Here is a 12,955-nt window from a genome sequence, read left to right on the forward strand (position 1 = left end):
TAAGAATCCATGTCACTTTGAGTGCCCACACAGATTGTCTGATAAATTGTTAAAGAGCAGTGCAACGTGGCTTTCAGCTCACCGTTGCGAGGTCCCGTATATTACGTTTTCCTCATTCAGAGTCAAGCGTTTATTTTCGCTTTTCTCTGTTGGCGTTCATCTCTGAACCCCGCTAACCCGGCGGCTTGTAAGCCGTTGTTCCGTGTCAGTGGAGGCGCATTATAGGGAGTTCTCAGACGTTGACAACCCCTCTTTTGAAAAAAACTTTCAACCGTCTCTTTTTTGCTCAAAACCGTGCTACAACGCTAGTTTTTCGAGCATTTCAAAGCCGTAACGATGTAAAACGGGTAAAAGTTGTTCAGTCTCTTTTGTTATCGCCATACAAAAAGCGATATTGGCATCACTAGATTTTGCATCTGGCGCTTCATGTTCAAGCAGCCAGGCAGTACGACGCGCAATTGCCGCACCGGAATCCACCAGCCGGGTCCCCTCTGGCAGAACCGCCAGAAGCTCTTCCTGTAAAAGAGGGAAATGGGTACATCCCAGGACAACGGTGTCCGGCGGCTCCGGCATCCGCAGCCACGGACGCAAAATGCGGCGCAGCTCTTCCAGTGGAACAGCGTGTCCATGCAACTTCGCTTCCGCCATTTCGACAAGCTCCGCAGATCCGAGCATCGCAATCTGGCATTCATTAGCAAAGCGGTCGATCAGCTCACGCGTATAAGGACGCTTCACCGTGCCACGCGTAGCCAGCAACCCGACAATCCCATTCGCCGTCAGACGTGCGGCCGGTTTAATCGCAGGCACAACACCCACAACCGGGAACGGAAACTTTTCGCGTAATGCGGGAAGGGATACCGTACTCGCCGTATTGCAGGCGATAACGGCCAGCGCCAGAGGATAGCGCTTTTGCACGGCAGTCACGATTTCAAGGACACGCTCAACAATGAACTCTTCGCTCTTTTCTCCATAAGGGAAAGCGACGTTATCGAAAGCATAGATGTAATGGAGATTCGGCAGGAGATGCCGAATCTCATCATAGACCGAAAGCCCACCTACGCCGGAATCAAACACCAGCACGGTGGGACGCGGATCAGAAGGTGTAGCTGCCAGACAAGGTGTATTCCCGTCCTGCAGTTTGGTAGCCATAAACTGTCTCGTAATCTTTATCGAACAGGTTGGCTATTTTACCACGAACTGTAAGGTGAGAGGTGACAGGATATGAAACTGCGACATCCCACAAACTTACACCGCCCATTTTGACTTCACGAGACGGGAAACTACTGAAGTCATCGTCATAGCGCGTACCCAAATAGCGATATGCAAGATTCCAGTCAACATCCCAGGTTTGCCAGTCAAGTTGATATTTCACCTGCTGCTTAGAGCGGCGCTTGAGCACTTCATTGGTGTTTGCATTGCGTGGATCCACATAATCATATGAGACCTGATGGCTAATCGGGCCGGTATCAAATTGAGCAGTGGCCTCTATCCCCTCAATACGTGCTTTGTTCACGTTGTATGGACGGTTCATCTGATCGTAACCAATCAGATTATCGACATCGTTACGGTAAGCGCTAACACGCCAGTTCACCGGGCCGGTTAAACCTTCAAAGCCGCCTTCCCACTGTTTGCTCTCTTCAGGTTTAAGATCCGGGTTGCCGTACTTCGCACTGTGGATCTGACTCATGGTTGGCGCTTTATAGGCTGTACCGTAGGAGGCAATGAAGCGATATCCTTCGATAAACTCCCAGGCCGCGCTAGTTTGCCAGGTGCTGTGGTTGCCGAAGTTCGAGTTGTCATCATTACGAGCGGCGGCTTCCAGCGTCACGCTATCAAACTGCTGCATACCGGAGAGGAAAACACCCGTATTGTGCTGCTCGTAGCCTTTATCCAGAGATGCCGTTCCCGACTGGGTTTTCTGTTTCTGCCAGTCCAGACCTGCGCCGATATTGCCGTGACCGACGGCCACGTTGTTCATCCACTGAGCGGTATATTGCTTAACATCATCCATGCTGGAAGATGCTGCATAACGGCCTTTGCTCGGATCATAGTTAAGGTCTTTGCTACGACCATAGCCCGCGACCAGCTGAGATTGATAAATCCCCTGGCTATAGCGAAGCCCGGTATCCCAGTTCTGGCTATACAGTTGGCGTGTATCCGGAGTGCCGGTTATAGCCGTGTAATCATCATTGTAGGTATCGTAACCATCGTACGCCGTGCGGTTATCGTAACCAAAGCCACGGAAGAAACCGCTCACGCTGTCGGTGATCTGCTGCTCCACAGAGCCATAGAGTGACTTACTCATAAAGCCGTCACGGTCAGGCTGGCGCGGTGCATCGTTTGCGCCAATATCAAAACCACGGGTATAGGTATAGTTGCCCGCCATTGTAATTTTGGTTTTATCCAGCACCTGCTGGAAAGAGCCATCATAGGTCTGGTAACCCTTAGACCCCACCCCTGCAGAAATTTCTGCCCCCGGTTTGTCGCGCCCGGTGATGATGTTGATTACACCGCCAATCGCGTCGGAGCCATACAGGGCCGAACGTGGGCCACGAATGTATTCAATACGCTGAATCAGGGAAGTCGGGATCTGGCTGAGGTCAGGAACGTTGCTGATCCCTGCATTATTCAGAGGGACACCATCGATCAGCACCAGAACATGACGGGATTCGGTCCCGCGTATAAAGGTAGAAGAGGTCGCGCCCATACCACCGCTTTGCGCGATATCCACGCCTGGCAGTCGTGACATGATTTCCACCACACTCTTTGCCTGCCAGCGTTCGATATCTTCACGCGTCACCACTGACGTCGGTGCGAGAACGGTATTAACAGGTTGCTCAAAACGGTTTGCAGTCACCACCAACGAGTCTGAGCTATCCTGCGCCCAGCCCGAAAATGCCGTGACGGAAAGCGCCGTCAACAGCGATACTTTTTTAATCATTGTTAAAGCATCCACAATATAAGAAGGATGCCGCAGGCCTCATCTATAGCACGCGATGATGAAACCAAATGCGACGTGTTACCGGCAGGTCTTCGGGCTAGGTGGCGTTTAATGGATGAAGACTTCCCGTTCTCACAGTGTCTACAACTCTCATCCCGCCAGTCTTTACCGCTGCGCGTCAGCTCCAGATTTACACTGGATTCCCTTTTCACTCTCAGGAGACCGGAAACAGAATGCTACAATTAGACACGTATAGATGTCCAGATAGCTATTAGCCATTAAATCTGGACATCCCCTGAACAATGCCTACAATCCCCGCGTAATTCTTTATCACTCAGGACGCATCATGACCCCCGAACACCTCCCGACAGAACAGTACGACGCGCAGCTGGCAGAGAAAGTTGTCCGCCTGCAAAGTATGATGACGCCTTTCAATGCGCCCGTTCCAGAGGTGTTCCGTTCCCCAGTCAGCTATTACCGGATGCGTGCAGAATTTCGCATCTGGCACGATGGGGACGACCTGTACCACATCATTTTCGATCAGCAGACAAAATCCCGTATCCGCGTAGACAGTTTTCCGGCGGCGAGCGAGCTGATTAACCAGCTGATGACCCTCATTATGGATGGCGTGCGCAGCAACCCGGTGCTTCGCAACAAGCTGTTCCAGATTGACTACCTGACCACGCAAAGCAACCAGGCGATTGTCTCCCTGCTGTATCACAAAGCACTGAACGACGAGTGGCGCGAGCAGGCAGAAGCCCTGCGCGATGCCCTGCGCGCGCAGAATATCAATGTTCACCTGATTGGCCGTGCCACCAAAACCAAAATCATGCTGGACCAGGATTACATCGACGAGCGTCTGCCGGTGGCGGGTAAAGAGATGATTTACCGCCAGGTAGAAAACAGCTTCACCCAGCCAAACGCCGCGATGAACGTGCAGATGCTGGAGTGGGCGCTGAAGGCGACAGAAGGGTCAACGGGCGATCTGCTTGAGCTGTACTGTGGTAACGGTAACTTCTCACTGGCGCTGGCGCGTAACTTTGAGCGCGTGCTGGCAACTGAAATCGCTAAGCCGTCGGTCGCTGCCGCCCAGTACAACATCGCCGCTAATCATATCGACAACGTGCAGATCATTCGTATGGCGGCAGAAGAGTTTACGCAGGCGATGAACGGCGTGCGTGAGTTCAATCGATTACAAGGTATCGACCTGAAGAGTTACCAGTGTGAGACGATTTTTGTCGATCCGCCGCGCAGTGGTCTGGACAGCGAAACCGAGAAGATGGTGCAGGCGTACCCGCGTATTTTGTATATCTCCTGCAACCCGGAAACCCTGTGCAAGAATCTGGAAACATTAAGCCAGACGCACAACGTTGAACGTCTGGCTCTGTTCGATCAATTCCCGTATACGCACCACATGGAGTGCGGTGTATTGCTTACCGCGAAGTAATCTGTATGCCGGATGGCGCTGCGCTTATCCGGCCTACAACCCCCAATTCACTTACTCCGGCAGCTCGTGCTTACGGCCACGCATCCGCGAGCCAATCCAGAATACCAGCGCCACAGACAGCACCGCCGGCAGGAAGTTTGAGCCGATATCCGGGTACTCTGCACGTACCACAGTGCTATACAGCAACACGCCTAAAATAAAGCATGCTGCAGCAAGCCCCGGCAACCCCACAGGCATCGTGCGGTTCAGATAGCGTTGATGCAGACAGTACACCGTCAGCACCAGTGCAATTAGCGGGAAAATTGAGAATGGTACGATAGAGCTGAAAACAGCCGAAAACGTGCCATTAATTGATAAGCCAGCGATCAATGCCAGCAACAACGTACCTTTATCCTGACCTGACTGTTTCATTACTCACCCTTCACTCATCGGTTTGATGTGCCAACTTTTCTTGTTCACGGCGATACCAGTAATATGCCCCTTTGGAGATCATCCTGAGTTGCAATACCAGTCGCTCTTCGAGCTGCTTGCGCTGTTCAACGCTCACATCCAGTGCTTCGGCACCCGCACTAAAGACAATGGTCACCATCGCCTCGGCCTGCGCTTCAGTGAATGCACGCGGCATATGGTTTTCGAGTTCAAGATAGTCGGCAAGTTCCGCAATGAAGTGCTGAATTTCACGCGCGACCGCGGCACGAAATGCGGCCGATGTCCCGGAACGTTCACGCAACAGCAGGCGAAATGCGTTGGGGTTATTGCCGATGAACTCCATAAAGGTCGATACGGACGTGCGAATAACACTACCGCCTTTTGCGATACGCTGACGTGCCTGGCGCATCAGCTGGCGCAGCATCAGACCACTTTCGTCGACCATGGTCAGGCCCAGTTCATCCACATCACGGAAATGACGATAGAAGGACGTTGGCGCAATCCCGGCCTCACGTGCTACTTCACGCAGGCTCAAACTGGCAAAACTTCGCTCAGCACTCAGCTGACTGAATGCGGCTTCCACCAGCGAACGCCGGGTTTTCTCTTTTTGTTGTGCTCTTACGCCCATCACGATAGTTGAATCCTTCCAAAGGCCTGATGGCACTATACCAGAGAATAAAATTAATCTGTTTGCCTGGCTTTGTGAATGATTGTTTACGCGCGGTTTGTGCTCCACTGCCGGAAAAAAGCACAACGATAATTGGGTTACTCTGGCAATGATGTTATGATTCTGTTGCTTTTATGTATAAGAACAGGTAAGCCTTGCCATGCCACATTCCTACGATTACGACGCAATAGTTATTGGTTCCGGCCCCGGCGGCGAAGGTGCTGCTATGGGTCTGGTGAAACAGGGAGCCAGAGTAGCGGTCATTGAGCGCTACCATAATGTCGGCGGCGGTTGCACCCACTGGGGCACCATCCCTTCCAAAGCCCTCCGCCATGCCGTTAGCCGTATTATTGAATTTAACCAGAACCCTCTTTACAGCGACCACTCCCGACTTCTTCGTTCTTCCTTTGCCGACATCCTGAATCATGCGGATACCGTCATTAACCAGCAGACACGTATGCGTCAGGGATTTTATGAGCGTAACCACTGCGAAATTTTGCAGGGCAACGCGCATTTTGTCGATGAGCACACCCTGGCACTCGAATGCCATGACGGTTCGGTTGAAACCATCACCGCCGAAAAATTCGTGATTGCCTGCGGCTCGCGCCCGTACCATCCGGCCGATGTCGACTTCTCGCACCCACGTATCTACGACAGCGACTCCATCCTCAGCCTGCACCACGAACCACGCCATGTGATTATCTATGGCGCAGGAGTGATTGGCTGCGAATATGCGTCGATCTTCCGGGGTATGGAGGTCAAAGTTGACCTGATTAACACTCGCGATCGCCTGCTGGCCTTCCTCGACCAGGAGATGTCGGATTCCCTCTCGTATCATTTCTGGAACAGCGGTGTGGTGATTCGCCACAACGAAGAGTACGAGAAAATCGAAGGCTGCGATGACGGTGTGATCATGCATCTGAAATCCGGCAAGAAGCTGAAAGCCGACTGCCTGCTGTATGCCAATGGCCGTACCGGTAATACCGATTCGCTGGCGCTGGAAAACATCGGGCTTGAGACCGACAGCCGTGGCCAGTTGAAGGTCAACAGCATGTACCAGACCGCGCTGCCGCACGTTTACGCGGTGGGTGATGTGATTGGTTATCCAAGCCTCGCGTCAGCGGCCTACGATCAGGGGCGCATCGCGGCTCAGGCGCTGGTGAAAGGCGAAGCTACCGCACATCTGATTGAAGATATTCCGACAGGGATTTACACCATCCCGGAAATTAGCTCCGTCGGGAAAACCGAACAGCAACTGACGTCCATGAAAGTGCCTTACGAGGTGGGTCGTGCACAGTTTAAACATCTGGCGCGCGCGCAAATCGTGGGAATGAGTGTGGGAACGCTGAAGATTTTATTCCATCGCGAGACGAAAGAGATCCTCGGTATTCACTGCTTTGGTGAACGCGCGGCGGAAATCATTCATATCGGCCAGGCGATAATGGAGCAAAAAGGTGGTGGTAACACCATCGAGTACTTCGTTAACACCACCTTTAACTACCCGACCATGGCGGAAGCCTATCGGGTAGCGGCACTAAACGGTCTGAACCGTCTGTTTTAACGCGCCGTCAAAATGGCCATCCATGGAACTACGGATGGCCTCTGCCAGCTGCTCATAGCGGCTGCGCAGTGGCGAGCCCGGGCGATAAACCAGGCCAATGGTACGACGCGGCTCTGGTTTAATGCACGGCAGATAGACCACACCATCACGTTTACGCTCGTGCGGAACAGCCAGCGCAGGCAGCAGCGTGATACCGCTTCCCGCCGCCACCATGTTACGCAGCGTTTCCAGACTGGTTGCGCGGAAATGGGTATCTTCATCCGCACCGGCCTCAAAACAGAAGCCCATCGCCTGATCGCGCAGACAGTGGCCATCTTCCAGCATCAGCAACTTTTCACCGGCCAGATCGGCCATCGGCACGCGATCGCGGTTCGCCCACGGGTGATCTTCATAGATAGCCAGCATCATCGGCTCATCAAACAGCGGCACCTCAATAAAGGCTTCACTCTCTTTGACCAGCGCCAGAATAGCGCAATCGAGCTTACCGCTATCTAACTGCGCCAGCAGCTGATGGGTTTGTGCTTCATGCAGATACATTTCGAGTTTCGGGAATGTCTGGTGCAGCATCGGTATGATCTGCGGTAACAGGTACGGGCCAACGGTTGGGATCAGGCCAATATGCAGTGGGCCCGACATCGCTTCCCCCTGCTGGCTTGCCATTTCCTTGAGCACTTTGACCTCGCGCAGCACGGTGCGCGCCTGATCCACCAGCAGAAGACCTGCCTGGGTGAACAGAACCTTACGACTGGTGCGCTCCAGCAGCATTACGCCCAGCTCATCCTCCAGCTTGCGGATTTGACCGCTCAGCGTGGGCTGGCTCACGTGGCAGGAATCTGCCGCGCGGCGAAAATGACGGTGCTCGGCTAACGCTACCAGGTATTCAAGATCACGAATATTCATTATTCATCCTCCGTCGCCACGATAGTTCGTGGCGATAGATAGCATAGCAACGAACGATTATCCCTATCAAGCATTCTGTTGAATAATACACCACATAGACAGGGCGGCACATGTTTGACCCAAAACGACCCCGCCACCGTCTGACGAGTTTCTCTCAAAACTCGAACAACTAAAGCCAACGTGAACTTTTGCGGACCCCGTGGTCCGCATTTTTTTTGCGTAAAAAAAGCCCGGCGCTAAGCCAGGCTCTGTTTTTCTCCCTCTCCCTGTGGGAGAGGGCCGGGGTGAGGGCATCAGCCCGCACGGTTCAAACCAACCGGCTCTTCGCATCCGCGATCGCCTGCGCGACCTGCTTAGGCGATACACCGCCTTTCGCCGCACGCTTATCCAGGCAAGACTGCAACGCCAGAATCGGATAAACATCATCCCCGATAACCGCACTGAATTTTTGCAGGTCGGTAAGCGTCAGCTCTTCCAGAGGTTTACCCTGACGAATCGCTTCCACTACCGCTTCACCCACAATATGGTGCGCTTCACGGAACGGAACACCTTTCGCCACCAGATAGTCAGCCAGTTCGGTGGAGTTAGCGTAACCCTGCTGTGCAGCTTCCTGACAACGTGGGCGTTTCACCTGAATACCATCCAGCACCAGTGCGCCCATATGCAGGCAATCCAGCCAGGTGTCGAGCGCGTCGAACAGCCCTTCTTTGTCTTCCTGCATATCTTTGTTATACGCCAGCGGCAGCCCTTTCAGGGTCATCATCATGCCAGTCAGCGCACCCTGCACACGGCCACACTTACCGCGGATAAGCTCCAGCGCATCCGGGTTTTTCTTCTGTGGCATCAGGGAAGAGCCAGAGGTCACACGGTCAGAAAGCTCAACAAAGCCAGCTTCACCGGAGTTGAAGAAGATCAAATCTTCTGCGAAACGCGACAGGTGAACCATCCCGATAGAGGCATTGGACAGCAGCTCCAGCACGTGATCGCGGTCAGACACGCTGTCCAGGCTGTTACGGGTGGCAGAAGCAAAGCCCAGCCAGCCTGCCAGCTGTTCACGGTCAATTTCATACGCTGTACCCGCCAGCGCACCGCTACCCAGCGGACTCACGTCCAGACGCTTCAGGGTATCCTGAAGACGGCTTTCATCACGTGCCAGCATTTCTACATAGGCCAAGCTCCAGTGAGCAAACGTCACCGGCTGGGCACGTTGCAGGTGGGTGTAACCCGGCATAACCGCATCCTGGTTGTTCTGCGCGGTTTCCACCAGTGCAGCCTGTAACTGACGGTTTGCCGCCAGCAGTTCAACTACGGTGTCTTTGCACCACAGCTTCAGATCGGTTGCGACCTGGTCGTTACGGCTACGGCCTGTGTGCAGCTTTTTACCCAGCTGACCGACTTTATCGATAAGCTTACCTTCCACCCAGCTATGGATATCTTCGGCATCGCTTTTCAGGATCTGCTGCGGGTCCAGACGTACCTCTTCCAGCAGGTTGTTCAGCGCTTCTTCCAGCTGCTGTTGCTCATCTGCGGTCAGCACACCTACGGTCACCAGTGCTTTGGACCAGGCCACAGAGCCGACGATATCTTGTTCGGCCAGGCGGTAGTCGAAGCGCAAAGAGTCGTTAAACTGTTTGAACCGTTGATCCGCTGCCTGTGTAAAACGCCCACCCCAAAGTGCCATAACATGCTTCCTTAATATCTTTGAATTTCATTGCCCGGTGGCGCTGCGCTTACCGGGCCTACAAAACAATAAATCGATTACGCCAGAATACGCGTGCCAATCGGCGTGCCGTTAAACAGCGCCGGGAGTTGCTCCGCGTGACGCCAGGAGGCGATATCTACCGGGCGGCCAAGCGTGCGGGCAGCATCCAGCGCTGCGTTCACTTTCACGATCATGCCGTCGGTAATAATGCCCTGCGCAATCAGCTGCTCGGCTTTCGCCGCCGTCATTTCCGCAATACGCTGGCCTTTACCGTCCAGAATACCGCTCACGTCAGAGAGCAGAATCAGGTCAGCACCCAGCGTTGCCGCCAGTGCGGTTGCCGCCTGGTCTGCATTCACGTTCATTAGCTCACCCTCTTCGGTGACACCGATTGAGCTTACCACCGGCAGGAAACCGCCCTCCAGCAGCGTGTTAATCAGCTTAGGCGAACCTGGCTGCGCCAGTCCAACATGTCCGAGCTCTTCGTCGAGCGGGGTCACTTTTACGCTATCGCCATCGCCCAGATAGAGGCCAACAGAGGCGATATGGTGTTTCTTCGCCCATGCCAGCAGCGTTTTGTTCGCCGTACCCGCCAGCGCACCGGTAATGATGCCAATCTGATCAGCAGGCGTTACGCGCAGGCCATTTTTCTTTTTCACTGGCAGGTTGAGCCCTTTCATCAGCTCATCCACCACGCAGCCGCCGCCGTGGACAATCACCAGCGGGCGTTGGTGTGATTCACGATAGTTAACCAGTGCGGTAAAAAGACGCTCCAGCGCTTCTTCGCTGTCCAGCAGTACACCACCGAGCTTGATAATTAATGGGTTCATCATCACACCTTAAATAAGAGACTGCGTTTCAGCGAAGCCAAAACGAATGTTTGCGCACTGCATTGCCTGGGCGGCAGCGCCTTTGAGTAAGTTATCTTCTGCGGCGACCACAATCAGGTGTTCGCCCTGCACGGCAAAGCCGATATCGCAGAACGGCAGACCGACCACATTTTTCAGCGCCGGGACACCTTTTTCATACAGACGCACCAGGGGTTTATCAGCATATGCCTGAGTAAAGACCTCGCCCACCTGTTCTTTGGTCACACCCGGTTTCAGGCGGCAGGTAATGGTTTCGAGGATCCCACGCGGGAAGCTGCCCAGGTGCGGGGTAAAAATCACATCCGCGCCCAGATGGGTGGTGATTTCAGGGTGATGACGGTGATTAAACACGCCGTAAGGCTGGAGGCTCACTTCGCAGAAGCTATTGGAAATTGCCGCCTTGCGTCCAGCACCGCTCACGCCACTGGTGGCGTTGATCACCGGCCACTGATTCAGATCCAGCAAACCTGCGTCGATCAAGGGCTTAAGTGAAAGCTGCGCCGCCGTTGGGTAGCAACCCGGCACGGCAATCAAATCTGCTTCTTTCAGTTTGTCCGCGCTCCACTCCGCCAGGCCATATACCGCTTTTTCAAGCAGATCCGGGTGCTGATGGGTGAAACCGTAATATTTCTCGTAGAACGCGCCATCGTTAACGCGAAACGCGCCAGAAAGGTCGAACACCACACAACCGGCCGCCAGGAATTGCGGTACCAGGTCGTGGCTGACTTCGTGCGCTGTGGCTAAAAACACCACGTCGACACCGTCAGTGAACTCGGTGATGTCAGACATCGGCTGCAAAGGCAGATCAACGATGCCCTTAAGTTGTGGATGCAAATCAGAAATTAACTTTCCTGCATCATTGCTTTGCGCTGACACGGTCAAAGCGGTTATGGTCATATGTGGATGGCGATTCACGTAGCTTACAAGCTCTGCGCCCGCATAACCGCTAGCGCCTACAATCAGCGTATTCAACATCGGGTTCCTTTATGCTCAACGTTAATGTATTTTTATTCACATTTATTGCATGAATATTGATACTATCACGACCTAAGGTGTGTCAACAATGAAAATGAACTTACCGCCATTTATCGAGATTTACCGCGCCCTGATCGCCACACCGTCCATCAGTGCAACCGAAGAAGCGCTGGATCAGAGCAATGAGTCTTTAATCAATCTTCTGGCGGGTTGGTTTAGCGATCTTGGGTTTAACGTTGAGGTTCAGCCTGTCCCCGGAACACGTCATAAATTTAACCTGCTGGCCAGTACCGGAACCGGCGCGGGTGGGCTGCTGCTGGCAGGCCATACTGACACCGTTCCGTTTGACGACGGCCGCTGGACGCGCGACCCGTTCACCCTGACCGAACACGACAACAAACTCTACGGTCTGGGCACCGCCGACATGAAAGGTTTCTTCGCTTTTATCCTCGACGCGCTGCGTGACGTGGACGTGACGAAACTGAAAAAACCGCTCTATATCCTGGCGACCGCCGATGAAGAAACCAGCATGGCAGGCGCACGTTATTTCTCTGAAAATACCTCTATTCGCCCGGATTGCGCCATCATCGGCGAACCAACCTCTTTGCAGCCCATTCGTGCGCATAAAGGCCATATTTCTACAGCGGTGCGCGTACTGGGCCAGTCCGGCCACTCCAGCGATCCGGCTCGCGGCGTGAACGCCATTGAGCTGATGCACGATGCCATCGGCCACATCATGCAACTACGTGATTCCCTGAAAGAGCGCTATCACCATGATTCGTTCACCGTGCCTTACCCGACGCTGAACCTCGGTAGCCTGCACGGCGGGGATGCCTCCAACCGTATCTGCGCCTGTTGCGAACTGCATATGGATATCCGCCCGCTGCCAGGTATGACGCTGAGCGACCTGAACGGTTTACTGACAGAAGCCCTGGCACCAGTGAGCGAACGCTGGCCTGGCCGCCTGACAGTTTCCGATCTGCATCCGCCTATTCCGGGCTACGAGTGCCCGCCGGATCACCAGCTGGTCGAAGTGGTGGAAAAACTGCTCGGCGAGAAAACCGACGTGGTGAACTACTGCACCGAAGCGCCGTTTATTCAGACCCTGTGTCCAACACTGGTCCTCGGCCCTGGCTCCATCAACCAGGCCCACCAGCCGGATGAGTACCTGGAAACCCGCTTTATCAAACCAACCCGTGAACTGATTACCCAGGTTGTGCATCACTTCTGCTGGCATTAATGACCTTTCCCCTCTCGAATGAGAGGGGAAAATCTCGCGATCTTCGTCACATTTCCATAAGCATCACTTATCTGACGCGAAGCGAATTAAATTTCGTAAATTGCCCACATTTATTCGTTTGCTGAACCGTTTTCGCAGCAATTGACGACAGGGGTTTTACGTGGCTTTATAAAGGGAGATGACAAAATATTGTCCAAAAGATTTTCGATTGGGCATAAACAAAA

11 protein-coding genes and 1 riboswitch are annotated in these 12,955 nt (G+C 53.6%); of the genes, 3 read left to right on the forward strand and 8 right to left on the reverse strand.

Going from position 1 to position 12,955, the window contains the following annotated elements; translation table 11 throughout:
- Positions 1-297: 297 nt before the first annotated feature.
- Together murI and btuB are read right to left on the reverse strand one after the other, a co-directional pair.
- A complete protein-coding gene (gene murI, locus ACS603_RS21775) occupies positions 298-1,149 on the reverse strand; it encodes a glutamate racemase (protein WP_474944922.1) in 852 nt (283 codons plus the stop codon).
- A complete protein-coding gene (btuB, locus tag ACS603_RS21780; protein ID WP_182062972.1) occupies positions 1,094-2,941 on the reverse strand; it encodes a TonB-dependent vitamin B12 receptor BtuB in 1,848 nt (615 codons plus the stop codon). Before btuB ends, murI begins: the two co-directional genes overlap by 56 nt.
- A gap of 66 nt (positions 2,942-3,007) precedes the next feature.
- Positions 3,008-3,183, reverse strand: a riboswitch (cobalamin riboswitch).
- Between the two features lie 104 nt (positions 3,184-3,287).
- Between btuB and trmA the strand changes: the two genes are divergently transcribed.
- Positions 3,288-4,388, forward strand: coding sequence for a tRNA (uridine(54)-C5)-methyltransferase TrmA (trmA, locus tag ACS603_RS21785; protein WP_474944923.1), 1,101 nt, complete (start codon positions 3,288-3,290; stop codon positions 4,386-4,388).
- A 51-nt stretch (positions 4,389-4,439) separates the two neighbouring features.
- Here trmA and ACS603_RS21790 read toward each other — a convergent pair whose 3' ends face one another.
- On the reverse strand, positions 4,440-4,799 hold the full coding sequence (locus tag ACS603_RS21790; protein ID WP_014072318.1) for a YijD family membrane protein: 360 nt from the start codon (positions 4,797-4,799) through the stop codon (positions 4,440-4,442).
- A 10-nt stretch (positions 4,800-4,809) separates the two neighbouring features.
- Positions 4,810-5,448, reverse strand: a complete 639-nt coding sequence (fabR, locus tag ACS603_RS21795) for an HTH-type transcriptional repressor FabR (RefSeq protein ID WP_014072319.1) — start codon at positions 5,446-5,448, stop codon at positions 4,810-4,812.
- A gap of 196 nt (positions 5,449-5,644) precedes the next feature.
- Between fabR and sthA the strand changes: the two genes are divergently transcribed.
- The gene (sthA, locus tag ACS603_RS21800) at positions 5,645-7,045 is read left to right on the forward strand and encodes a Si-specific NAD(P)(+) transhydrogenase (RefSeq protein ID WP_315687317.1); all 1,401 of its coding nucleotides are present in this window, start codon (positions 5,645-5,647) and stop codon (positions 7,043-7,045) included.
- On the opposite strand, the gene oxyR is transcribed toward sthA, so the two are convergent.
- From oxyR to argC, 4 genes are all read right to left on the reverse strand, one after another.
- Positions 7,019-7,945: a DNA-binding transcriptional regulator OxyR gene (gene oxyR, locus ACS603_RS21805; protein ID WP_182062974.1), complete on the reverse strand. Its 927-nt coding sequence runs from the start codon at positions 7,943-7,945 to the stop codon at positions 7,019-7,021. The two genes, sthA and oxyR, sit on opposite strands and share 27 nt — an antisense overlap.
- A 307-nt stretch (positions 7,946-8,252) precedes the next feature.
- Positions 8,253-9,626 (reverse strand): argininosuccinate lyase, encoded by a 1,374-nt coding sequence (gene argH / locus ACS603_RS21810; protein ID WP_182062975.1) that lies wholly within the window; start codon positions 9,624-9,626, stop codon positions 8,253-8,255.
- Positions 9,627-9,703: 77 nt separating this feature from the next.
- Entirely contained in the window at positions 9,704-10,480 is a 777-nt protein-coding gene (argB, locus tag ACS603_RS21815) for an acetylglutamate kinase (protein WP_182062976.1), read from the reverse strand.
- Between the two features lie 6 nt (positions 10,481-10,486).
- Complete coding sequence (gene argC / locus ACS603_RS21820) at positions 10,487-11,491, reverse strand: N-acetyl-gamma-glutamyl-phosphate reductase (protein ID WP_182062977.1); 1,005 nt, start codon at positions 11,489-11,491, stop codon at positions 10,487-10,489.
- A gap of 88 nt (positions 11,492-11,579) precedes the next feature.
- Between argC and argE the strand changes: the two genes are divergently transcribed.
- Positions 11,580-12,731, forward strand: coding sequence for an acetylornithine deacetylase (argE, locus tag ACS603_RS21825; protein ID WP_182062978.1), 1,152 nt, complete (start codon positions 11,580-11,582; stop codon positions 12,729-12,731).
- Positions 12,732-12,955 lie beyond the last annotated feature (224 nt).

It is taken from the genome of Enterobacter sp. Li2LvB3 (assembly GCF_056156645.1).